The sequence below is a fragment of the Pseudomonas sp. P5_B2 genome (assembly GCF_056400445.1).
In genome coordinates this window covers 1-23,426 of record NZ_JBFULH010000033.1, presented here as the reverse complement: position 1 = coordinate 23,426, position 23,426 = coordinate 1, and the positions used below count along the sequence as shown (strand labels likewise).

16 protein-coding genes and 1 pseudogene are annotated in these 23,426 nt (G+C 59.8%); 10 read left to right on the top strand and 7 right to left on the bottom strand.

From position 1 onward, the window contains the following. Positions 1-51: 51 nt before the first annotated feature. From AC1DRJ_RS06145 to tpx, 7 genes and pseudogenes are all read right to left on the bottom strand, one after another. The gene (locus AC1DRJ_RS06145; RefSeq protein WP_477801312.1) at positions 52-798 is read right to left on the bottom strand and encodes an SDR family oxidoreductase; all 747 of its coding nucleotides are present in this window, start codon (positions 796-798) and stop codon (positions 52-54) included. Positions 799-1,151: 353 nt separating this feature from the next. Beyond that, positions 1,152-3,232: pseudogene (locus tag AC1DRJ_RS06140) on the bottom strand (putative bifunctional diguanylate cyclase/phosphodiesterase). A 299-nt stretch (positions 3,233-3,531) separates the two neighbouring features. Next, on the bottom strand, positions 3,532-4,995 hold the full coding sequence (locus AC1DRJ_RS06135; RefSeq protein WP_477801311.1) for an efflux transporter outer membrane subunit: 1,464 nt from the start codon (positions 4,993-4,995) through the stop codon (positions 3,532-3,534). Continuing rightward, entirely contained in the window at positions 4,992-8,099 is a 3,108-nt protein-coding gene (locus tag AC1DRJ_RS06130; RefSeq protein ID WP_477801310.1) for an efflux RND transporter permease subunit, read from the bottom strand. The genes AC1DRJ_RS06135 and AC1DRJ_RS06130 overlap by 4 nt, the downstream gene beginning before the upstream one ends. After that, positions 8,096-11,200 (bottom strand): MdtB/MuxB family multidrug efflux RND transporter permease subunit, encoded by a 3,105-nt coding sequence (locus AC1DRJ_RS06125; protein WP_477801309.1) that lies wholly within the window; start codon positions 11,198-11,200, stop codon positions 8,096-8,098. The genes AC1DRJ_RS06130 and AC1DRJ_RS06125 overlap by 4 nt, the downstream gene beginning before the upstream one ends. Beyond that, positions 11,197-12,534 carry an MdtA/MuxA family multidrug efflux RND transporter periplasmic adaptor subunit gene (locus AC1DRJ_RS06120; RefSeq protein WP_477801308.1) on the bottom strand — a complete coding sequence of 446 codons (1,338 nt, stop codon included), beginning with the start codon at positions 12,532-12,534 and terminating at the stop codon, positions 11,197-11,199. The genes AC1DRJ_RS06125 and AC1DRJ_RS06120 overlap by 4 nt, the downstream gene beginning before the upstream one ends. A gap of 179 nt (positions 12,535-12,713) precedes the next feature. Continuing rightward, positions 12,714-13,214 (bottom strand): thiol peroxidase, encoded by a 501-nt coding sequence (gene tpx / locus AC1DRJ_RS06115; RefSeq protein ID WP_477801307.1) that lies wholly within the window; start codon positions 13,212-13,214, stop codon positions 12,714-12,716. A gap of 167 nt (positions 13,215-13,381) precedes the next feature. Here tpx and AC1DRJ_RS06110 point away from each other — a divergent pair, with 167 nt between their 5' ends. The 10 genes from AC1DRJ_RS06110 to AC1DRJ_RS06065 all read left to right on the top strand — a co-directional run bounded on the left by AC1DRJ_RS06110 (position 13,382) and on the right by AC1DRJ_RS06065 (position 23,267). Further along, the gene (locus AC1DRJ_RS06110) at positions 13,382-13,807 is read left to right on the top strand and encodes a YciI family protein (protein ID WP_477801306.1); all 426 of its coding nucleotides are present in this window, start codon (positions 13,382-13,384) and stop codon (positions 13,805-13,807) included. A gap of 300 nt (positions 13,808-14,107) precedes the next feature. Further along, positions 14,108-14,890, top strand: coding sequence for a hypothetical protein (locus AC1DRJ_RS06105; protein ID WP_477801313.1), 783 nt, complete (start codon positions 14,108-14,110; stop codon positions 14,888-14,890). Between the two features lie 9 nt (positions 14,891-14,899). Beyond that, entirely contained in the window at positions 14,900-16,333 is a 1,434-nt protein-coding gene (locus tag AC1DRJ_RS06100; RefSeq protein ID WP_477801305.1) for a DUF1254 domain-containing protein, read from the top strand. Between the two features lie 12 nt (positions 16,334-16,345). Further along, positions 16,346-17,293, top strand: coding sequence for a SphA family protein (locus tag AC1DRJ_RS06095; RefSeq protein ID WP_477801304.1), 948 nt, complete (start codon positions 16,346-16,348; stop codon positions 17,291-17,293). A gap of 13 nt (positions 17,294-17,306) precedes the next feature. Further along, a complete protein-coding gene (locus tag AC1DRJ_RS06090) occupies positions 17,307-18,353 on the top strand; it encodes a hypothetical protein (protein ID WP_477801303.1) in 1,047 nt (348 codons plus the stop codon). Between the two features lie 14 nt (positions 18,354-18,367). Continuing rightward, positions 18,368-19,348, top strand: a complete 981-nt coding sequence (locus AC1DRJ_RS06085; RefSeq protein ID WP_477801302.1) for an AAA family ATPase — start codon at positions 18,368-18,370, stop codon at positions 19,346-19,348. A gap of 8 nt (positions 19,349-19,356) precedes the next feature. After that, positions 19,357-20,292 carry a DUF58 domain-containing protein gene (locus tag AC1DRJ_RS06080; protein ID WP_477801301.1) on the top strand — a complete coding sequence of 312 codons (936 nt, stop codon included), beginning with the start codon at positions 19,357-19,359 and terminating at the stop codon, positions 20,290-20,292. Continuing rightward, positions 20,289-20,882, top strand: coding sequence for a DUF4381 domain-containing protein (locus AC1DRJ_RS06075; protein ID WP_477801300.1), 594 nt, complete (start codon positions 20,289-20,291; stop codon positions 20,880-20,882). Before AC1DRJ_RS06080 ends, AC1DRJ_RS06075 begins: the two co-directional genes overlap by 4 nt. Continuing rightward, positions 20,869-21,813 carry a vWA domain-containing protein gene (locus AC1DRJ_RS06070; protein WP_477801299.1) on the top strand — a complete coding sequence of 315 codons (945 nt, stop codon included), beginning with the start codon at positions 20,869-20,871 and terminating at the stop codon, positions 21,811-21,813. The genes AC1DRJ_RS06075 and AC1DRJ_RS06070 overlap by 14 nt, the downstream gene beginning before the upstream one ends. 23 nt (positions 21,814-21,836) lie before the next feature. After that, positions 21,837-23,267, top strand: coding sequence for an IS1182 family transposase (locus AC1DRJ_RS06065; RefSeq protein ID WP_477801298.1), 1,431 nt, complete (start codon positions 21,837-21,839; stop codon positions 23,265-23,267). Positions 23,268-23,426: the final 159 nt, after the last annotated feature.

Sequence of the window (23,426 nt, the reverse complement as noted above, 5' to 3'; positions counted from 1 at the left end):
GGAGCGGGCTTGCTCGCGAAGAGGCCAGTAGAGGCGGTACAAATCCGAGGATTAACGGCCACCACCCAGATCAACGAAAGTCCCTGTCGCATAAGAAGCCTTGTCAGAGAGCAACCACACAATCGCCTCCGCCACTTCATCCGGCCGTCCACCKCGTGCCATCGGGATCGCCGACTCAAGCTTGCTGACCCGATTCGGATCCCCGCTCAGCGCATGGAAGTCGGTGAAGATAAACCCCGGCCGCACGGCATTGACTCGAATGCCCTCACCCGCCACTTCCTTGGACAGGCCAATGGTGAAGCTGTCCAGCGCACCTTTTGACGCGGCGTAATCCACGTACTCGTTGGGCGAGCCCAAACGCGAGGCCACCGACGACACGTTAACGATGCTGCCACCCTGCCCGCCGTGTTTGGGCGACATGCGCAGGATCGCGTGCTTGGCACACAGAATCGGCGCCAGGACGTTGGTCTTGAGAATTTTCAGAATGCGGAATTCGGACATTTCATCGACCCGGGACTTGTGCCCGACGGTGCCGGCGTTATTAACCAGCGCAGTGACCCGCCCCAACTCGGTGTCCACGCGATGGAACAGCGCGATCACTTCATCTTCGATGCTGACATCGGCGCGCACCGCAATGGCTTGAGCGCCCATTGCGCGAACTTGCTCCAGCACGCTTTGTGCGGCGGACTCGTCAGACTGGTAGTTGATACAGATCCGATAACCCCGTTCGGCAGCCAACAGGGCGGTGGCGGCACCAATACCGCGGCCGCCACCGGTGATGACGATGACTTTGTCCATGCGAGCACTCCCCATTCCAAGCGTAAGCTGTCTGGGTCAAGAATAACTGCCATTACCGGCTTTTGCATGGACACACATCAATTGATACAGCCGACACCCCCACACCACCGTCCGCTGGTAGCAGCTGTCGAGCAGCGCGAGGCTGCGTTCGCTGGTAGCAGCTGTCGAGCGGAGCGAGGCTGCGTTCGCTGGTAGCAGCTGTCGAGCAGCGCGAGGCTGCGTTCGGCTGCAAAGCAGTCGTGACATCAGAAGGCGCAGCGTTAAAAATACCGCGTGTGCAGGGTTTACGACTGCTTCGCAGCCGAACGCAGCCTCGCGTTGCTCGGCAGCTGCTACACAGTCCGGCGGGGTTTTCAGGCTGTCGCCAATTGTTCTGCGCGGTGTATGTCCGCCATGAAGCGCGCGGCCGGCAGTGGGTGCCCCAGCAGATAACCCTGCAATGAATCACACCCCAGTTTGGTCAGGAAGTCCTGCTGCACGCCGGTTTCGACACCTTCGGCGACGATTCGCAAGCCCAGCGCCTGACCAAGTGCGACGATCGCCGAGACAATGGCGGCGTCATCACTGTCGTGCTCCAGGTCACGGACGAATCCCCGGTCGATCTTCAGCTCATTGGCCGGCAGGCGCTTGAGGTACATCAAGCTCGAATAGCCCGTCCCGAAGTCATCAATGGACAGGTCGACGCCCATGGCCGAGAGTTCCTGCAGCACCATCATGCTCGCATCGGCGTCGCTCATGGCGGTGGTTTCGGTGATTTCCAGGGTCAGGCTATTGGCCGGGAGCTGATGGGTGCTCAAGGCCTTGGCCACGCTTTGAACCAGGCCAGCATGGCAGAACTGCAGCGCCGAAAGGTTCACCGCGATCCGCCAATCGGTGTAGCCCTGCACATACCATTCGCGCATCTGCCGGCAGGCTTCGTTGAGCACCCACTCGCCGATAGGAATGATCAGCCCGGTCTTTTCCGCGATGTCGATAAACGTGTCCGGCAACATCATGCCCCGCGTCGGGTGCTCCCAACGCAGCAGCGCTTCCGCGCCCACCGGCCGACCATTATTCGCATCGAACTTGGGCTGGTAATAGAGGCTGAACTGGTCCTGATCGAGCGCATTGCGCAGGTCTTGCAGCAATTGCAGCTGCTTGCGCGCGTTGCTGTTCATCGAGGCGTCGAAGAAGCTGTAGCCGTTTTTCCCGGAACCCTTGGCGTGGTACATCGCCGCATCGGCGTTCATCAGCAAGTCTTGGGCGGTCTGGCCATTGCCCGGATACAGCGAGATACCGACGCTGGCGGAAATCTGCAGGTCATGTTCAGCCACCCGGAACGAGCGGGCGATCAGCCCGACCTGACGCGCCGCCAGGCTCAGCGCGTCATCCGGCTGGGCGAGCCGCACCAACAGGACAAATTCATCGCCACCGATGCGCGCCAACGTGTCCTGACTGCGTAAATCTTCACGCAGGCGCACCGCGACTTCACGCAACAACTGATCGCCCATGTGGTGGCCAAAGGCGTCATTGACCGGTTTGAAACCGTCCAGATCGATGAACATCAGCGCAAAACAGCCGCCCTGCTCCTGCACCTTGGACATTGCCTGTTCGATGCGATCAGCCAGCAAAATGCGATTGGGCAGCCCGGTCATGGGGTCGTGCAAGGCCAGTTGAGTCAGTTCACGGTTAGCCTCGGTCAGCGAGCGCGCGAGGTCAGCGGTGCGTGCTTCCAGACGCGCATCGAGCACCGACGTCAGCAAGGCGATGCTCAGCACCGCCAGCGTGGTAATCAGCACGAGATTGTCCAGGCCTTTACCGTTCAAGCCGCTGATCGCCGCCCCACAGAAACTGCCGTCCGCGAAGCGCGCAGCCGCCATGCCGGTGTAATGCATGCCGACGATGGCGATGCCCATGATCACTGCTGCACCACACCGGAACAGGGTGACATGCGGCGAGTGCTGTCGCAGGCGGAAGGCAATCCAGAGTGCCGCGCCCGATGCGCCTACCGCGATCAGCAGCGAGGTGCCGAACAGCGTCGGGTCGTAATCGATGCCCGGCTGCATGCGCAGGGCAGCCATGCCGGTGTAGTGCATCGCACTGATTCCGGCGCCCATCACCAGCGCGCCAAACGCCAATTGCCAGGCCGGCAACCGTGGCTGGCTGACCAGCCACAGCGCAAAACCGCAGGAGAGAATTCGATCAACAGCGACAACAACGTGATGGTGAGGTCGTAACCCAGGTCAAGCGGCAGTTTGAACGCGAGCATGCCGATGAAATGCATCGACCACACGCCAATGCCCATGGCAAAGCCACCGCCCGCCGTCCACAAGTGCACCGCCCGACCTTTGGCCGTGGCAATGCGCCCGGTCAGGTCGAGCGCGGTATAGGAGGCGAGAATCGCGACACAGAGTGAAATGATAACCAGGGTGGGTGAATAGCTACCGATCAACATGAGACTTCTCACGAGCGCCCGCCGTACTGCGTCCTTACTCAGCGGGCAAATGCGGGCGATTGTACTGATTGCGCAAAAGAACGCACTGACAAAATAACCAAAACGCCATCAAGCCGATGAAACGCTTGTTTGATGCCCTGCACCCCGCACATTTCCCCGTAGCCGCTCTGCGTTCGGCAGCGAAGCTGTCGTAAATCCTCAGCACGCGGTATTCCTGAAACACCGCGTTGCCTGATTTCACGACAGCTTCGCCCGAGCGCGGACCGGGCCGAACGCAGCCTCGCGTTGCTCGTCAGCTGCTACAGGGCTCCGTCCCACCCGCCGCCCAGCGCGGCGATCAATTGCACACTGGCAATCAACCGGCTCTGCTGAAGATCCAGCACGCTGCGCTCGTTACTCAACGCCGTGGCCTGGACCACCACCACGTCCAGATACGCAATCAAACCTGCCTTGTACTGGTTTTGAGTCAGACGCAATGAGATACGTGCTGCGTCCAATGCTTCCTGGCGCACGCCAGCTTCATCTTTCAACACTTTGAGCTGCACCAGGTAGTTTTCCACTTCGCGGAAACCGTCGAGCACGGTCTGGCGGTACTTGGCCACCGTCTCGTCGTAAGCCGCTTCGCTGCGATCGACTTCTGCCGAACGCTGGCCGCCATCAAACAAGGTCATGGCCATTTGTGGCCCGACCGACCAGAAGCGGTTGGGCACGCTGATCCAGTTGGTAGAGCTGCTGCTGCTATATCCGCCGTTCAAGCTCAAGGTGAAGTCCGGGTAATAGGCGGCCTTGGCCACGCCGATGTTGGCGTTGGCCGCTATCACCGAGCGCTCGGCGGAAGCGATGTCTGGACGACGCTCCAGCAATTGCGAAGGCAGACCCACTGGCACTTCGGGCAAGGTCGGGATGGTGTTGGTTTCCGCCAGGCTGAACTCGGCTGGAGGCAGCCCGATCAAGACGGCGATGGCGTTCTCGAACTGGGCACGCTGCCAGATCAGGTCAACCATGTCCGCCTGGGTGCTTTTAAGTTGAGTCTGCGCTTGTGCCACCGCGTCCCGCCCGGAAACACCGGCGCGGTATTGGTTTTCGGTCATGGTCAGCGAGCGCTGATAGGCCACGACCGTCGCTTCCAGCAAGCGTTTCTGTCCGTCGATGACGCGCAATTGCAGGTAGTTCTGCACCAGCTCGGACTGTTGACTGAGGCGCATCGCGGCCAGGTCGGCAAAGCTTGCCTGGGCATTGGCGGTATCGGCTTCCAGCCCTCGGCGCAATTTGCCCCACACATCCGCTTCCCAGCTGACACCGGCCTCAGCGGTATAGGTGTCACGAATACCGCTGGAGGAACTGGTCAGGCTTGAGTTGCTGCTGCCGGTGCCCTGGCTTGAACGGTTTTTGCCGACGGTCAAGTCCACCGTCGGAAAAAACGCCCCGCGCGCACTGCGCACCAATGCCTGGGCCTGACGGTATTGCGCCTCGGACTGGGCAACGGTCTGGTTGGACTGGTTGAGTTGGTCGATCAGGGCATTGAGTTGCTGATCGCCATACAACTCCCACCAGGCACCGCGCGCCAGGGAATCACTCGGGCTGGCCTGACGCCAGCCTGCTGCTTCCTTGTATTGCACCGGCGCAGCCGCTTGCGGGCGCTGATAGTCCGGGCCGACAGCGCAAGCGCTGAGCATCGCCACGCACAGCGCCAGGCTCAGCAGGCGCGAGCCTCGGGCAGCGGCCAGCGGAGTGGCCAGTTGGATTAGCGAGCGGTCAGTCATAACGGAGTTTCCAAAGCAGCATCGGAACGCACACCACGCCATTTATTGAAGCGATGGCGCAGTTTGTCGAGATAGAGGTAAACCACCGGGGTGGTGTAAAGGGTCAACACCTGGCTGAAGATCAGCCCGCCGATGATGGTCAGGCCCAGTGGCTGGCGCATTTCCGCACCTTCTGCACGGCTCAGCAGCAAGGGCAAGGCACCGAGGATCGCCGCCAGGGTGGTCATCAGAATGGGGCGCAGGCGTTGCAAACAGGCACTGCGAATCGACTCCAGCGGCGCCAGGCCTTGATGGCGTTCGAGTTGCAGCGCGAGGTCGATCATCAGAATGGCGTTTTTCTTCACCACGCCGATCAGCAAAAACAGGCCCAGCAACGAAATCAGGCTGAACTCGCCGCCCAGCACATAGATCGACAGCAACGCGCCGACCCCGGCCGACGGCAACGTCGACAAGATGGTCAGCGGATGGATGTAGCTTTCATACAGCACACCCAACACCAGATAGACCGCCAGCAGCGCGCCAAGAATCATCCACGGCTGGCTCTTTTGCATCGCGGCGAACGCATCGGCGGTGCCGGCCATCTTCGCGATCACCTCTTCGGGCAAACCGAGTTTGGCAATCGCCCGTTCGATGGCCGCTGTCCCCTGCTCCACCGTCACGCCTTCGGCCATGTCAAACGACAGGCTTTCGGAGGCAAACTGGCCTTCGTGGCTGACCCGATCGTTTTCCAGGCTGGCTTCGTAATGGGCGATGGTCGACAACGGAATCCGCGCGCCGTCGGCGGTGATCACTTGCACTTGCTTGAGCGTAATCGGGTCCTGGGCGTATTTCGGGTCGACTTCCATCACCACTTGATACTGGTTGAGGCTGTCGTAAATCGTCGAAATCTGCCGCTGGCTGTAGGCGTTATTCAACACCGAGGTGACCATGTCCATGTCCACACCCAAGCGCTTGGCCTGATCGCGATCGACAATCAGCGTCACCTGCTGCGCACCCCGACCTTCCCGGGCGTCAACCGCAGTCAACTCCGGCAACGCCTTGAGCGCGGTGACTACCTTCGGGTACCACTCACGCAACGCCCCCAGATCACCGCTTTGCAGGATGTAGGAATACTGCGACGAGGTCTGTTCGCGGCCGCCGCCAAATTGCAGGTCCTGGTCTGCCATCAGCATCAGCTGTGCGCCGGGAACCTTGGGCATTTCCTTGCGCAGACGCTCGATGACTTTCTGCGCAGAAATATTGCGTTCCTTGATCGGCTTGAGGCGCACCAGCATGAAGGCGTTATTGGTGCCGTTAGTGCCACCAATAAACCCCGCGACGCTCTCCACCGCATCGTCCTTGAGTGCGGCACGGCGGAAGATTTCCATTTTCGGCTGCATCACCTTGAACGACAGACCGTCATCGCCGCGCACGAAACCAATCAGTTGACCAGTATCTTGCTGCGGTAAAAAAGTTTTAGGAACAACTACATACAGCGCAATGTTCACGCCAATCGTCACGAACAGACTGAGCAAGGTCAGACGACGGTGGCGCAAGACCCAGTCGAGGCTGGTCGCGTATTTGCCGACCATCCAGTCGTTGGCGCGGCGACTCCAGCGCTGTAAACGGTTTTCCTGTCCCGGCGTGTGCGGCTTCAGCCAACGAGCGCAGAGCATCGGCGTCAGGGTCAGCGAGACCACCAGCGAGACCACGATGGACGCGGCCAGGGTGATGGAAAACTCGCGAAACAGGCTTTCGATGATCCCGCCCATGAACAGGATCGACAGGAACACCGCCACCAGCGAGACGTTCATCGACAGCAAGGTAAAGCCGACTTCCTGCGCACCGAGGTACGCGGCTTTCATCGGCGGCACACCTTCGTCGATGTGACGGGTGATGTTCTCCAGCACCACGATGGCGTCGTCGACCACCAGCCCGGTGGCAAGGATCAGCGCCATCAGCGACAGGTTGTTCAGCGAAAACCCGTAGAGGTACATCACTGCAAAGGTGCCCACCAGCGACACCGGCACCGCCAGCGTCGGAATCAGTGAGGCACGGAAGTTACCGAGGAACAGGAACACCACCAGAATCACCAGGGTCACGGCGATCAGCAGGGTCATTTCCGCTTCGTGCAAGGTCGCCTTGATCACTGGTGAGCGGTCCATCGCCAGGTTCAGCTTGACGCTGGCCGGCAGCACCGCCTGCAACGCTGGCAGCTGTGCCTTGATTTCATTGACCGTCTCGATGATGTTGGCGCCGGCTGCCCGGTTGATTACCAGCAACACCGCCGAGTCGTCGTTGAAGAAACCGCTGTTGTAGCGGTCCTCGACGCCGTCGCTGACTTTGGCCACGTCCTTGAGGCGCAGGGCGGCACCGCCGTTGTAGTGGATGATCAGCGACTCATAATCCTTGGCCTTTTCCAGTTGATCGTTGGCCTGGACCTGCCACAACCGTTCGCCGTCTTCGACCGAGCCCTTGGGCCGGCGCACGTTGGCATTGGCGATGGTGTTGCGCACATCGTCCAGGGCCACGCCGTATTGATTGAGGGCTTGCGGCTCAAGCTCGATACGCACCGCCGGCAACGAACTGCCGCCGATCTGCACTTCGCCCACACCCTGCACTTGCGACAGGCTCTGGGACAGGATCGTCGAGGCCAGATCGTAGAGCTGACCTTTTTCGAGCACGTCCGAGGTCAGCGACAGCACCATGATCGGCGCCTGGGACGGGTTGACCTTTTTGTAGGTCGGCATGCTGCGCATACCGCTTGGCAACAGGTTGCGCGAGGCGTTGATCGCGGCTTGCACTTCCCGGGCGGCGCCGTTGATGTCGCGGTCGAGGTCAAATTGCAGGATCACCCGGGTCGAACCCTGGCTAGAGCGACTGCTCATGGTATTGACCCCGGCGATGGTGCCGAAGGATCGCTCCAGCGGCGTGGCCACGGTCGAGGCCATGACTTCCGGGCTCGCACCGGGCAGGCTGGCTTGCACCACGATCACCGGGAAATCCATCTGTGGCAGCGGCGACACTGGTAACAGGCCAAAGCTCACACCGCCCAGCAGCATAATCGCCAAGCTCAGCAACATCGTCGCGACCGGGCGCTTGATGAAAGGTCCGGAGAGATTCATGGCTGCTCTACCGCTTCCACGGCTTCAGACTTGTGGCCCCAGCGCCGACCGAGGCGGTCGAAGTACAGGTAGATGACGGGTGTGGTGAACAAGGTCAGCACCTGACTCAGGAGCAAACCACCAACCATCACCAGCCCCAGCGGTTGACGCAACTCCGCGCCGGAACCGGTGGCCAGCATCAGCGGCACGGCACCGAACAACGCAGCCAGGGTGGTCATCAGGATCGGCCGGAAGCGCAGCAGGGCCGCCTGATAGATCGCCGTTTCCGGGTCCATGCCCTGATTGCGTTCAGCGTCGAGGGCGAAGTCGATCATCATGATCGCGTTCTTTTTCACGATACCGATCAGCAAAATGATGCCGATGATCGCGATCATGCCCAGGTCATTGCCGCTCAGGATCAACGCCAGCAACGCACCGACCGCCGCCGAGGGCAAGGTCGAGAGGATGGTGATCGGGTGGATGTAACTCTCGTACAGCACGCCGAGCACGATGTACATGGTCACCACTGCAGCCAGAATCAGCAGCAACGTGCTCGACAGCGAGGCCTGGAAAGCTTCCGCCGCGCCCTGGAACTGTGTCTGCACTCCCAACGGCATGCCGATGTCTTTCTGCACCTGGTCGATGATCTCGACCGCATGCCCCAGCGCCACACCCGGTGCCAGGTTGAACGACATCATCACCGCCGGAAACTGGCCGATGTGGGTGATTGCCAGTTGCGCCTGACGCTCCTCGATGTGTGCCAGGCTCGACAGGCGTACCTGCCCGCCGTCGGTGGTTTTCACGTGTATCTGATTCAGTGCGTCCGGGCCGATCTTCTCACCGGACTGCGATTGCAGGACCACGCGGTACTGGCTGGCCTGGGTGTAAATGGTGGAAATCTGCCGTTGACCAAAGGCGTCGTAAAGCGCATCGGTGATGTTTGCCACCGACACCCCGACCCGCGAAGCGGCATCGCGGTCGATCACCAGATAGACCTGCAGACCCTTGTCCTGCAAATCGCTGGCAACATCGGTCAGTTCGGGCCGCTGGGTCAGCGCTTCGACCAGACGGTTGCTCCACAGGCTCAGCAGTTCCGCGTCGGGCGACGACATGCTGAACTGGTATTGCGTGCGGCTGACACGGTCTTCGATGGTCAGGTCCTGCACGGGTTGCATGAACAGGCGGATGCCGACCAGCTTGTCCAGCTCCGGTTGCAGGCGGGCAATGACTTCGGTGGCACTCAGGTCGCGGTTGCTGTGGGACTTGAGGTTGATCAACAGACGACCGCTGTTCAGCGTCGAGTTGTCACCGTCCACGCCAATGTAGGACGACAGACTTTCCACCGCCGGGTCGGCGAGGATCACCTTGGCCAGCTCTTGCTGACGCTCGCTCATCGCCGCGAAGGAAATTGACTGCGGTGCCTCGGAAATGCCCTGGATCACCCCGGTGTCCTGCACCGGAAAGAAGCCCTTGGGCACCGCCATGTACAGAACCACCGTCAACACCAACGTGCCGATCGCCACCAGCAACGTCAGCGGCTGGTGCTTGAGCACCCACTGCAATTTGCGTCCGTAGGCGGCGATCATCCAGTCAATCGCTGCGCCGCTGGCGCGGTAGAAACGGCCCTGCTCTTCTTCCTTGGGTTCACGCTTGAGCAAACGCGCGCACATCATCGGCGTCAGGGTCAGGGAGACTACCAGCGAAATCAGAATCGCAACCGCCAGCGTAATCGCGAACTCACGGAACAGTCGCCCGACTACGTCAGCCATGAACAGCAGCGGAATCAATACTGCTATCAGCGACAGGGTCAGGGAAATCAGAGTGAAACCGATCTGCTTGGCGCCCTTTAGCGCAGCATTCAGGGGGCTGTCGCCCTCTTCGATAAACCGGGAAATGTTCTCCAGCATCACGATCGCATCGTCCACCACAAAACCGGTGGCGATGGTCAGGGCCATAAGGGTCAGGTTATTCACCGAGAAGCCGGCGAGGTACATCACGCCGAAGGTGCCGATCAACGACAACGGCACCGCAATCGATGGAATGATCGTGGCGCTGGCGCGGCGCAAAAACAGGAACGTAACCATCACCACCAATGCGATGGCGATCAGCAATTCATGCTGCACATCCTTGACCGAGGCACGAATGGTCTGGGTGCGGTCGGTGAGTACCGTGACGTCGAGGCCGGCCGGCAAGTTGTCGGTGATGCTCGGCAGCAACGCCTTGATCCGGTCGACCACTTCAATGACGTTGGCCCCCGGCTGACGCTGAATGTTCAGCAGCACCGCCTGGTTTTCGTTGGCCCATGCGGCCAGACGTTCGTTCTCGGCACCGTCGACGATTTCCGCGACATCCTTGAGCCGCAACGGCGCCCCGTTGGCGTAGGCCAGGATCAGGTTGGCGTAGTCCTTGGGCGAGGTCAGTTGATCGTTTGCGTCGAGCATCGACACCCGGGTCGGGCCGTCGAAGTTGCCTTTGGGCTGGTTGACGTTGGAGGCGCCGATCAGCGTGCGCACATCCGACAGGTTCAGGCCGTTGGCCGCCAGCGCCTCGGGATTGACCTTGATCCGCACCGCCTGGCGCTGGCCACCGGCAATGCTGACCATGCCGACGCCGCTGATCTGGGCGATTTTCTGCGCCATGCGCGTGTCGACCAGGTCATTGAGCTTGGGCAACAGCATGGTTTTCGAAGTAATCGCCAAGGTCAGCACAGGGGTGTCCGCCGGGTTGACCTTGTTGTACACCGGCGGTGCCGGCAGGTCCTTGGGCAGCAAATTCGTCGCAGCGTTGATCGCGGCTTGCACCTGCTGCTCGGCGACGTCCATGTTGATGTCGAGGCTGAAGCGCAGTGTCAGCACCGACGCGCCGCCGGAACTGGTCGAGGCCATCTGGGTCAGGCCGGGCATTTGCCCGAATTGACGCTCCAGTGGCGCAGTAACCGCACTGGTCATGACATCCGGACTGGCGCCGGGATAGAGCGTCATGACGCGAATCGTCGGGTAATCCACCTGAGGCAATGCCGACACCGGCAGCAACCGATAGGCGATCAAACCGGCCAATACAATGGCCAGCATGCTCAGGGTGGTGGCGACCGGGCGAAGGATGAACAGCCGCGAGATGTTCATGCGCCGCCCTTTTTCGCCTTTTCGGCGGCCGCCGGCTCCGTGGCATCCGCCGCCGGCTCCGTGGCATCCGCCGCCGATTTACCTTGCAGGTGCCCGGTCGGGGTTGACGGCACGTCCTTTGGGTCATTGACCACTTCGACTTCGCTGCCCTCCTTCAAGCGGTCGGTGCCTTCCAGCACCACACGGTCCCCGGGGGCCAGGCCTTCAGTGACCACGGTGTTGAGCCCGTCGCTGGCGCCGACTTTCAACTGACGGATCGTGACCTTCTTGTCGCCGTCCAGTGCATAGACGAAGGTGCCGTTGGTGCCGAACTGAATGGCTGCCGACGGCGCGAGTACCACGTCCTTGAGGGTGTCAGCCAGCAAGTGAACGTTGACGAATTGATTGGGGAACAGCGTTTGATCGCGGTTCTCGTAGCGTGCCTTGAATTTCAGGGTGCCGGTGGTGACGTCGATCTGGTTGTCCAGGCTCTGCAACACGCCGGTGGCCTGTAGTTTGGTGTCGCTACGGTCCCAGGCTTCGGCAGGCAATTTGGCGCCGGTGCGATAGCGGGCCAATACCACGTCGAGGCTGTTTTCGGGCAAGGTAAAGGCGACGCTGATCGGCTGGGTCTGGGTGATGATCGCCAATGCCGTGGTGTCGTTGGCGGCGACCAGGTTGCCGACGTCGAGTTGGCGCAGGCCGACTCGCCCGGTGATCGGTGCGCGGATCTTGGTGAATTCGAGATTGAGCTTGGCGTCATTGACCGCCGCCTGATTGGTCTTGACGGTGCCCAGGTACTGGCCGACCAAGGCTTCGGCGGTGTCCAGGGTTTGCTTGGCGATGCTGTCTTCCTTGAACAGCCCGCGATAACGCTCGACATCGACCTGAGCGTTTTTCAGTTGCGCCTGATTCTGCAGCAACGTGCCCTCAGCCTGGAGCAAGGCGTTCTGGTAAGGTCGCGGGTCGATTTCAGCCAGCAGATCGCCAGCCTTGACCATCTGCCCTTCTTCAAACGAAATCTTGATCAGCTCACCGCCCACCCGACTGCGCACATTAATGGTGTTCAGCGCGGTGACAGTGCCGAGTGCCTTGTAGTACAGCGGGAAGTCACCCTTGACCGCAGGCGCCACACGCACGGGCACCGGGCCGGTCGCGCCACCAAACCCCGGACGCATCCCCCCCGCCTTGCCGGCTTTCCCGGCCACGGCTTTTTGCCCTGCACCTTCGGTGTGAGCAGCACCGGTGGGCCAGAATTTCCAGCACACGCCGGCGATGACCAACAGGACAAGCAGGCCGAGCAGCCAGCGACGAGGACTACGAGAAGCGGAGGATTGCATTGAATGATCAACCATTGGGCGCGTGGGCTTGTTTTACATGAGGCTGAACGATAAGCACTGGCGAGCATTAAGCAAAGCGGCTTTACCGGCAATTTACCTTCGGCTTACGTATCAGGAGTTTTCTCTAAGACACTGAAGCACAAATGAAAACGGCCTGGACAGGGCCAGGCCGTTAGCAATTGTAAGGACCTCGCTTACTTGAGAACCGCGAGCGCTGCGTCGTAGTTCGGCTCCTGGCCAATTTCGCTGACCAGTTCGCTGTGCAGCACGTTATCGTTTTCGTCCAGTACCACGACCGCACGGGCGGTCAGGCCTTTGAGCGGGCCGTCAGCGATGGCAACGCCGTAGTTCTCGATGAACTCGGCACCGCGCAGGGTCGACAGGTTCTGCACGTTTTCCAGGCCTTCGGCGCCGCAGAAGCGTGCCTGGGCGAACGGCAGGTCAGCGGAGATGCAAAGCACAACGGTGTTGGCGACATCGTTGGCCTGGGCGTTGAACTTGCGAACCGAAGTCGCGCAGGTCGGGGTGTCAATGCTTGGGAAGATGTTCAGCACCTTACGCTTGCCGGCGAAGTTCGCCAGGGTCACGTCGGACAGATTGCCAGCAACCAGGGAAAAGGCTGGTGCCTTGGAACCGGCTTGTGGCAACTGGCCGTTGACTTGAACCGGGTTGCCTTTAAGAGTGACTTGAGCCATGAACGGAGTCCTTCTGAACGTTGTGGTAAGAATCTCGAAGAGCTCGAAGTTAACCACGAAATGGCCCGGCGACCTATGGCCAGATACAAATCGTGAAGTGTTGTCGATTTGGCCCGTCGCCATTCGACCAGGTAGTGAACCCCCCCACCTCCAGCGGAGATAACACCATGCGATTCATGATCATTGTCAAAGCCAGCCAGGATTCCGAAGCCGGCGTGATGCCCGGCAAAGAACTGCTGACGGCCATGGGCAATTACAACGAAGAACTGGTCAAGGCCGGCATCATGATTGACGGCGAAGGCCTGCACCCCACCAGCAAAGGCACGCGCGTGCGCTTTTCCGGGGACAAACGCACGGTCATCGACGGCCCGTTTGCCGAAACCAAGGAGCTGATTGCYGGTTACTGGATATGGCAAGTGAAGTCGAAACAGGAAGCAATCGACTGGGTCAAGCGATGCCCCAACCCGATGCCGGGCACCGAGGCTGAAATCGAAATTCGCCAGATATTCGAGGCAGAGGATTTTGGTGCCGAGTTCACGCCGCAATTGCGCGAGCAGGAAGAGCGGATTCGCGCGCAGGCAAAAAAACGCTGAACACTGTCTTAATGTGGGAACGAGCCTGCTCGATCCCACAGAATTCACGTGGTTTCTTGTTTCAACTAAATATCAGGCTCATCAACTAACCCTATGATTCGAATTAACTTTTTCGTACATATAAATATCGAGATATTTGCACACAAACCGAAATAATTTATTCCCTCATTTGTTAAGTCATGGTTAGCTGTTAGCTTCACTCTTTCATACAACGCAATCGGAAAGAGACTACGTATAACGGCCGGAAGTGCCGAGTTGTCTAATGTGCCACCAGGGAACCGGGGAATCATGTCTGTAAAAATGGAAAAAAACGCTTTGTTGCTGATGGCGGCATGGATTGCGCCTGTCGTTTGTGCGTTCGCCGATAACGCCGACGTGGCCAACAAAAGCAACAATCCGTTGAGTCTGGCCCCTGGCGCCAACCTTCAGGACTACTACAGCCCCAAGCTTTACGACACCAACGTCCACGCCAACGACGCTCTGCTGCGCGGTACCTTGCCGATGGCACCGAATGACTTTATAGGTGCGCCACAACTGCTGCGCGCGACCCTGCCGATCAGCACCCGCCCCGATCCCCACAACGGCTACAGCACCGGCATTGGCGATTTGAACCTGTTCGACATCTTTATCCTCAAGACCGAAGGCGTGCAGCTGGGCATTGGCCCGCAAATAACCGCGCCCACTGCCGAACAGGATGAATTGGGCACCGGTAAGTGGCAGGCAGGCCTGGCGGCCGTTGCCATCGACGCCTCCCCCCGCGGCCTGCTCGGTGCGTTGGTGCAATATCAAAGCTCTTTCGCGGGTGACCACGACCGCGCGCATGTCGAAACCGCAACGCTGCAACCCTTCCTCATGCACAACCTGGACAAGGGCTGGTATCTGCGCTCGACGGGCATCTGGACATTCGATCTGAAAAACGACACCCATTACATCCCGATCGGTTTCGGTGGCGGTAAGGTGTGGAAATCCGGGACCAATATTCTTAACGCATTCATCGAGCCCCAGTGGACAGTTGAACGCAAAGGCGATGGCGTGCCGCAGTTCACAGTTTTCGCCGGGATCAACGTTACTTTCGGTACATAAGGATTTTGTATGCACGGTGCAATTCGCGCGGCCGGTTTCAGCCTGGTGTCACTGTTTGTCAGTTGTGGGGCGCTGTCCCTGAGCACCAGCGCCTGGGCTGACTTCACTGCCACACCCGAAGAAGCCCGCGGCATCGCCAAGGAGGCCTACCTGTACGGCTTCCCGGTGGTGGAGATGTACAAGACGCTCTACACCCAGGCCATCGATAAAAAGAGCCCGAACTTCAAGGCGCCGCTGAACCAGATCGGCAACACCGCCAAAGCGTTCACCGCCAAGGACACCGCGTTCGTCACGCCGAACGCCGACACGCCCTACTCGTTTGTCTGGATGGATTTGCGCGCCGAACCGTTGGTGTTGACCCTGCCGCCCATCGAAGAACACCGTTATTACTCGGTGCAGTTGATTGATGCGTACACGCAGAACTTTGCGTACCTGGGCACCCGCAGCACAGGCAACAACGGTGGCCACTTCATGATCGCCGGGCCAAACTGGCAAGGTCAGCAACCGCTGGAAATAGACCGGCTGGTGCGCAGCGAAAGCAACATTGCCTACGCGCTGTATCGCACGCAATTGTTAGATGAAAAGGACCTGGCCAAGGTCAAGCAGATCCAGAAAGGCTACAAGGTGGAAACCCTGAGCCATTACGACAAGCAGAAAGCCCCGCCGGCGGCGCCGAAGATTGCCTGGCCAAAACCGACGCCGACCATGAGCGACACCCCGGACCTGTTCCGCTACCTGAATTTCATGCTGGCGTTCGCCCCGGCACAGGACTCGGAAAAAGACCTGCTCGCTCGCTTCGCCAGGATCGGCATAGAGGCCGGCAAGCCGTTCCAGTTGCAGGAACTCACACCTGAGCAACGCAAGGCGCTGGAGGACGGGATCAGCGACGCCAAAGCTGAATTCGCGCAGTTCAAGAAGGACAAGGTAGACACTCATCAGGTCATCAGCGGCGACTTCTTCGGCACCCGCGATCACCTGAAAGGCAATTACCTCTACCGTTTCGCCGGCGCCGACATGGGGATCTTTGGCAACTCCGCCGAAGAAGCGAATTACATCGGCTATTTCGTTGACAAGGACGGCCAACCAGTCGACGCCGCAAAGCACGATTACACCCTGCATTTCGACAAGGGCGCCCTGCCCCCGGCCGACGCGTTCTGGTCGCTGACGATGTACGACGGCAAGAGCAAATTACTGGTGGCCAACCAGTTGAATCGTTACCTGATCAACTCGCGGATGCTGCCCGATCTCAAACTCGACTCTGACGGCGGCCTGACCCTGTATGTGCAGAACAAGGCCCCGGCCAAAGAGCTGCAAAACAACTGGCTTCCAGCGCCGAAAGGTCCGTTCTACGGGGTTTTGCGCTTGTACCTGCCAAAACCGGAAGTCACCAGCGGCGAGTGGAAAATGCCGCTGCTGACGCCGGTCAATTCAACACAACCGTAAGCGGAGTCAGTCATGGCCAGGCCTTTTGTAGTACGTCCTTTACTGGCGCTGTGTGTGGTCGGCGCAAGCCCGTTGACCCTCGCAGCCGAGGGCGGTGTCGGGCGGCCGATCACCGGGCAGCAGGTATTTTCCAACGCCGGGATCGTGCCCCCGGAAGCCGGCTGGGTCATGTCCCTGACCAGCATCTGGTACGACGGCGACCTCAAGGGCAAAGCCCAAGTGCCGATCGCCGGCGCCGTCAGTACCGGGCTGGACGTTAAAGTTTCGTACACCATGGCCAACTTCACCCATGTCTGGGACACGGGCAAGGGCAGCTGGAACTACGCCTCGGCCATCGGCGTGCCGGTTCAGTACACCGACATCACCGCCAGTGTCACCGGCCCCCGTGGCAGGACTCTGGGAAGCAATGATACCGCGACCCAGTTTGCCGACATGCTGGTGACGCCGATTGCAGCGGGTTACCACGTCGACGAGGTCAACCATTTCTCGTTCTCGCTGCCGATTTATGTGCCAACCGGTGCCTACAACGAGAATCGCCTGGCCAACGCTGGCCAGAATGCCTACACCTTCATACCTACCGTGGCCTTCACCCATCTGGACGGCAAGGGTGGCGAGTTCACCCTGTCCAGCGGGCTGGAGATCTACACCGAGAATGAAGCCACGGATTATCAGGACGGCAACATTTTCACCCTCGATGCACTGTGGACCCACGGCTTCGGCAACGGCTGGAATGCCGGCATGGTGGCGGGCTACATTCAACAGGTCACCGATGACTCGGGCAGTGGTGCGACCAGTGGCTTTCGCGGCCGCTCGGTAGGGGCCGGTCCTACGATCGGCTGGGCCGGCAAGTTCAACGATGCCCAAGCGAGCATCAACGCGCGTTGGGTGCCGGAATTCGACACCAAAAACCGTCCTGAAGGTAATGGTGTCAGCGTCAACCTGACAGTAGCGTTTTTCTGAGGAGTGCCCAGGGATGGTGTCCGGTTCCAAACTCACTTTATGCAGCGTGCTGTTCAGCGGCTTCACTTTCGCCAGCGGCGACTTGCCTACTATCGGCAGCACACCCGCGCAACCCGCTATTGCCAAGGGTGATGCAGAAACCTGCCATCGCCTGCAACAGGACTTCGACATTGACCTGAAAAAGGTCGTGGCGGCCGGTTGTGATCCGTCCACCGAGCAGATCGCCAAGCTGATGGACAACCCGGTTGGCAATCTGGTGCTGCTGTTCAACCAGGTCGACTACACCGCGCTCAAAGGCCCAAACAGCAATGGCACACGGATGTTGGCCAAGTACAGCTTCATGCCGACCTTTCCGGTTTCCATCGGCGAGGACTGGAACCTGATCAACCGCATACCGATCAGCTACATCGGCGCCCCGGTCAACCACAAGGCCGGAAACTTGATCGGCATGGGCCCCAGCGACATCTTGAGCGACCGCGGGGATTTTGAATCCGTGGTCCACGACCCGTTTGACCGCACCAGCGGTTTCGGTGACCTGACCTATGTTGGCGTGTTCTCGCCCAAGGCTCCGGTGCGCCTGGCGGGCGGTGGCAAGATGGTCTGGGGCGTCGGCCCGACCGTCATGTTCCCGACCGCCGAAGAAGACGTGCTCGGCACCGGCAAATATTCCCTCGGGCCCGCGTTTGTCGCGGCGTACCTGGGCGAAGACTGGACCCTCGCGCTGTTCCCGCAACACTGGTGGTCAGTCGCTGGCGACGACAACCGCAAGGACGTGAGCCTGACCAACATTCAGTACTTCATCCAGCGCAGCATCCCCGGCCCCGAGCAATGGCGGATCGGCATGACGCCTAACGTCACGGTCAACTGGAAGGCCGAAGGAGGCAACAAGGTGACCTTCCCGATTGGCCTCGGCGCCGGACGAATCTTCAACTTCGGCAAGATTCCCGTGCGGATTTCCGGGGAGATTCAATACTCGGCCATTCACCCGGACGACCTGATCAGCAGCCGCTGGAATTTTCGTTTGTCGTTCATCCCCGTCATTCCGACGTTCATGTTTTGAATCAAGGATCAGCCATGACTGCACTCAATGACCTCAACGCCCTGCAAGCCAGCATCGCCGAAAGTGTGCTGGGGCAGGATCAAGTGATCCGGCAGATTCTGCTAGGGCTGCTGGCCAACGGGCATCTGCTGCTGGAAAGCTTGCCGGGCCTGGCCAAGACCCGAACGGTGAAGGCACTGGCCAAGCACCTGGACGCGAAGATGAGCCGCATCCAGTTCACCCCGGACCTGCTGCCGTCGGACATCACCGGCGCCGAGGTTTTGCACCAGATCGACGGCAAGAACCAGATCCAGTTCCAGCCGGGCCCGCTGTTCGGCAACCTGATCCTGGCGGACGAAATCAACCGCGCCCCGGCCAAGGTCCAGGCCGCATTGCTGGAAGCCATGGAAGAACGGCAAATCACCGTGGCCGGCAACAGCCATGTGTTGCCGGAGCTGTTCATTGTGGTCGCAACGCAGAACCCGATTGAACAGGAAGGCACCTATCCCCTGCCGGAAGCGCAGATGGACCGCTTTTTGATGAAGTTGCTGCTCGATTACCCGAGTGCGGAAAACGAAAGTCAGGTGCTGCGCCTGCTGCGAGACGAAGAACAGGCCTTGGGCGCCAAGACCGCGCCGATCCTGGGCTTCGCGTTGTCGCAGGACGTGATTTTCGCCGCACGCCGCGAAGTCAGCGCGATTCACGTGTCCCCGGCCATTGACCGTTACCTGATCGACCTGATCAATGCCACGCGTCACCCGGCCGATTACGACGCCGATCTGGGCCGCTGGATCGCCATCGGCGCCAGCCCTCGCGGCGGCATCGGTCTGGACCGTTGCGCCCGCGCCGATGCCTGGTTGCAGGGGCAGGATTTTGTTTCGCCAGACAACGTTCGCGCCGTGGTCCATCCGGTGTTGCGTCACCGCTTGCAACTGAGCTACGACGCCGTGGCGGACGGTGTGACCGCGGACCAGGTGCTTGATCGCCTGCTCGACAAGGTTGCGATCCCGGCCTGAGGTTGAACATGAAGAGCACCGACGGCCTGGTCTATATCTCTCTTGCGCACTTGATGGCGTTGGAGTTCAAGGCCCGCGACTTGAGTTTCCTGGCGCGGCAGCCACAAGGCAGCATCCTCGCCGGCAACCATGCTTCGCGATTGCGTGGCCGTGGGCTGAATTTCGACGAGTTGCGCCGCTACCAGCCGGGGGATGACCTGCGTCACCTCGACTGGCGCGCCTCGCTACGCACTGGCAAACCGGTGGTGCGCACCTTCACTGAAGAGCGTGATCGCCCGGCGTTGATTCTGGTGGATCAGCGCATGTCGATGTTCTTCGGCTCGCAACGCAGTTTCAAATCGGCCATCGCTGCCGAACTGGGCGCGCTGGCGGCGTGGATGGTGTTCAACGCCGGTGATCGTGTCGGCGGCCTGGTGTTCAACGATCAGCGCATCGACAGCATCGCCCCGCTGCGCAGCCGCAAACGCAAACGCATCGAAGCCTTGTGCAGCCGGATTGCCGAGCAAAACCAGCAACTCAACGCGGCCAACCCTGACGCCGAAGGCGAAGACCAGCTCGACAAGGTGTTGCAGCATTGCCTGGCGCTAGCCGGGCACGATCACTTGATTTGCATCGTCAGCGACTTTGCCGGCGCCGGTGAGCGCACGTTGCAATTGATGCGGCAGCTGGCAGCGCACAACGATGTGATTGCCATGCAGGTGTATGACCCGTTAGCGCTGAACCTGCCGAAGAACGGCCGTCTGTTGATCACTCAAGGCCAGTTGCAGGTGGAACTGGCCGTCGAGCAGCGCAGCGTGCATCAACCGTTGGGTGACTTCCTCAGCGGCCGGCTCAAGGATGTCGCCACCCTGCTGCGCCGCAGCCAGGTGCCATTGATGATGTTCAGCACCGCGACGGATGCGCAGGAACAACTGCGGACCGAACTGGGCAGGAGTCGGCGATGAACCCGAACATTCCGAGCATCGATCAACTCAAGGAAATCGCCCTGCCCGCGCCAGTCAGTTACACGCCGCAGACGTGGGGGTGGTGGGTGTTGCTTGGCTTGCTGGTGATCGCTGTTTTGCTGATCAGCGCACGGCGGTATTGGCAATGGCGGCGGGATCGGTACCGGCGAGAAGCGCTGGTGCGGCTGGCTGAACTGCAAAACAGCAATGATCCGCTGACAGCATTACGCGAACTTCCCGAACTGCTCAAACGAGTCGCCCTCTCCATGCCCTCCCCTTGGAACGCAAAACCTGTAGGAGTGAGCCTGCTCGCGATATCGATCGGACATTCAAAAATGACGTCGACTGRCACACCGCTATCGCGAGCAGGCTCACTCCTACAGGGGGATGTGGGTGCGCTTGGGGGTGAGGACTGGCAGGCGTTTTTGGTGCGGCACAGTACAGAGACGCTACCGGCAGATTTTAGTCAGCAACTGGCTCAATTGGCCTACGCCCCCGATGCCACGCTACTCGCGTTACCAATCGAACAGCGCCTGCAACTATTCAACACCTGCAAACTATGGGTGGAGCATCATCATGTGGCAGCTTGATTACCCGTGGTTGTTGCTCCTGTTGCCCTTGCCGTGGTTCGGCTACCGCTTCCTGCCCGATTACCGCGAAGCCCGCAGCGCCGTGCGCGTGCCGTTTTTMGGTGCCATGAGCCGCGCGGTCKGTCAGGCACCGAGCCAGGCCGGCACGCGCAATAACCGCTGGCAGCTCGCCTTGAACCTGTTGGTCTGGGCGCTGGTGCTGCTGGCCGTTGCGCGCCCGGTGTTCGTCGAAAAGCCCATCGAACGCCAGCAACCGGTGCGCGACCTGATGCTCGCCATCGACATTTCCCAATCCATGGAAACCACCGATTTCACCGATGCCAATGGCCAGAAGATCAATCGCCTGGCCGCCGTCAAAGAGGTGGTGCATGGCTTTATCGACAAACGTAAGGACGATCGTCTGGGCCTGATCGTGTTCGGCAGCGGTGCCTACCCACAAGCGCCGTTGACCCTGGATCATGCCAGCCTGTCGCTGCTGCTCGACGACACCGGCATCGGCATGGCTGGCCCCAATACCGCCATCGGCGATGCGATTGGCCTGAGCCTGAAGCTGCTCGACCAGGCCCACGAACAAGAGAAAGTGCTGATCCTGTTGACCGACGGCAACGACACCAGCAGCGCCATCACCCCTGACCACGCAGCACAAATGGCTGCCGCCAAAGGCGTGGTGATTCACACCATCGGCATCGGTGACCCGACCGCCGACGGCGAAGCCAAGGTCAACCTGCAAGGCTTGCGACAGATCGCCGAAACCACCGGCGGCAAGTTCTTCCGCGCCGAGGACCGCACGGCACTGGATCAGGTCTACAGCACCCTCGACAAGCTGACCCCGCATCAGGTGAAAACCCTCAGCCATCAACCCAAAAAAGACCTGTTCTGGTGGCCCAGAGTGTGTAAAAACGCATTCGCGAACCCTTGCTATGATTTCTGAGGAATTCATCGCAGGGATCGCCCATGAAGCGCTTTATCCAAGGTGAACATCGAGGCCAAGGCACCTTACTTCCCGAAAGCCTCGACGACTACGTCAGCGATACCAATCCGGTGCGCGTAGTCGACGTCTTTGTCGATGAACTCAACCTGGTTTCCTTGGGTTTCGACGGGGCTATTCCGGCTGACACAGGCCGTCCCGCTTACCACCCCGCAGTCCTGTTGAAGATCTACATCTACGGCTATCTCAACCGCATTCAGTCGAGCCGACGCTTGGAGCGAGAAGCCCAACGCAATGTCGAGTTGATGTGGCTGACCGGGCGTTTGACACCCGATTTCAAGACCATCGCCAACTTCCGAAAAGACAATAGCAAAGCGATCCGAGGTGTCTGCCGTCAGTTCGTTGTGCTCTGTCAGCAGTTGGGGCTGTTCGGAGAAAATCTGGTCGCCATCGACGGCAGCAAGTTCAAGGCGGTCAACAATCGCGACCGAAACTTCACCAGCGCGAAACTGAAACGGCGAATGGAGGACATTGAGGCGAGCATCAACCGTTACTTGGCCGCGCTCGATACTGCCGATCGGCAAGAACCCAATTCCGCCGAGACCAACGCCGTGCGACTGGAAGAGAAAATCGCCAAGCTGAAGACGCAAATGAAGGAGCTTCAAGCGATTGAAATACAACTCAACGAATCGCCGGATAAACAGGTCTCGCTGACCGATCCAGACGCCCGTTCCATGATGACGCGCGGCACCGGAATCGTCGGTTACAACGTGCAGACGGCAGTCGATACTCAGCATCATTTGATCGTTGCACATGAGGTGACTAACGTCGGTTCCGACCGAGATCAACTCAGCTCAATGGCCAAGCAGGCCCGCGAGGCGATGGCATCGGAAACGCTGTCGGTAGTGGCTGACCGAGGTTACTTCAAAAGCGAACAAATCCTGGCTTGTCATGATGCCAACATCACCGCCTATGTGCCCAAGCCAATGACCTCTGGAGCCAAGGCAGACGGGCGTTTCAATATCGATGCCTTTATCTATGACTCGGCAAAAAACGAATACAAATGCCCGGCTGGCGAAGCGCTGATCTGGCACTATTCCTACGTTGAAAAAGGCATGAAGCTGCACCGTTACTGGAGTTCGAAATGCCAGGGCTGCGCGCTGAAGTCGCAGTGCACACCGAGCACGGAGCGACGGGTTCGACGTTGGGAACATGAGGCCGTACTGGAAGAAATGCAGGACAGGCTGCGCAATGCGCCGGAGATGATGCGAATCCGTAAACGCACGGTGGAGCATCCCTTCGGGACGCTTAAACAATGGATGGGTGCAACGCATTTCCTGACGCGAAAGCTGGCAGGGGTAAGTGCAGAGATGAGCTTGAACGTGCTCGCCTACAATTTGAAACGGGTCATGAAAATCATGGGTGCTAATGGTTTGATGAAGGCGCTGTCGGCCTGAAAAGGTTCGTTCTGGACGATCTAGATAGCTGTAGAACCTTGCTGAAGGGCACCGATGCGATATTGATCAACTATGGTGCCTTAAGCGGACTCACTCAGCGAGCGGCCGTAGGCTCTTCGCGCCGACAAGGCCCTAATGTGCGTTTTTACACACTCTGGG

What these genes read in the sequence shown, in the direction of transcription:
- AC1DRJ_RS06100 (WP_477801305.1), top strand. Translation starts at nt 14,900, where the DNA reads ATGCACGGTGCAATTCGCGCGGCCGGTTTCAGCCTGGTGTCACTGTTT.
- AC1DRJ_RS06090 (WP_477801303.1), top strand. Translation starts at nt 17,307, where the DNA reads ATGGTGTCCGGTTCCAAACTCACTTTATGCAGCGTGCTGTTCAGCGGC.
- AC1DRJ_RS06080 (WP_477801301.1), top strand. Translation starts at nt 19,357, where the DNA reads ATGAAGAGCACCGACGGCCTGGTCTATATCTCTCTTGCGCACTTGATG.
- AC1DRJ_RS06095 (WP_477801304.1), top strand. Translation starts at nt 16,346, where the DNA reads ATGGCCAGGCCTTTTGTAGTACGTCCTTTACTGGCGCTGTGTGTGGTC.
- tpx (WP_477801307.1), bottom strand. Translation starts at nt 13,214, where the DNA reads ATGGCTCAAGTCACTCTTAAAGGCAACCCGGTTCAAGTCAACGGCCAG.
- AC1DRJ_RS06130 (WP_477801310.1), bottom strand. Translation starts at nt 8,099, where the DNA reads ATGAATCTCTCCGGACCTTTCATCAAGCGCCCGGTCGCGACGATGTTG.
- AC1DRJ_RS06135 (WP_477801311.1), bottom strand. Translation starts at nt 4,995, where the DNA reads ATGACTGACCGCTCGCTAATCCAACTGGCCACTCCGCTGGCCGCTGCC.
- AC1DRJ_RS06120 (WP_477801308.1), bottom strand. Translation starts at nt 12,534, where the DNA reads ATGGTTGATCATTCAATGCAATCCTCCGCTTCTCGTAGTCCTCGTCGC.
- AC1DRJ_RS06105 (WP_477801313.1), top strand. Translation starts at nt 14,108, where the DNA reads ATGGAAAAAAACGCTTTGTTGCTGATGGCGGCATGGATTGCGCCTGTC.
- AC1DRJ_RS06085 (WP_477801302.1), top strand. Translation starts at nt 18,368, where the DNA reads ATGACTGCACTCAATGACCTCAACGCCCTGCAAGCCAGCATCGCCGAA.
- AC1DRJ_RS06125 (WP_477801309.1), bottom strand. Translation starts at nt 11,200, where the DNA reads ATGAACATCTCGCGGCTGTTCATCCTTCGCCCGGTCGCCACCACCCTG.
- AC1DRJ_RS06065 (WP_477801298.1), top strand. Translation starts at nt 21,837, where the DNA reads ATGAAGCGCTTTATCCAAGGTGAACATCGAGGCCAAGGCACCTTACTT.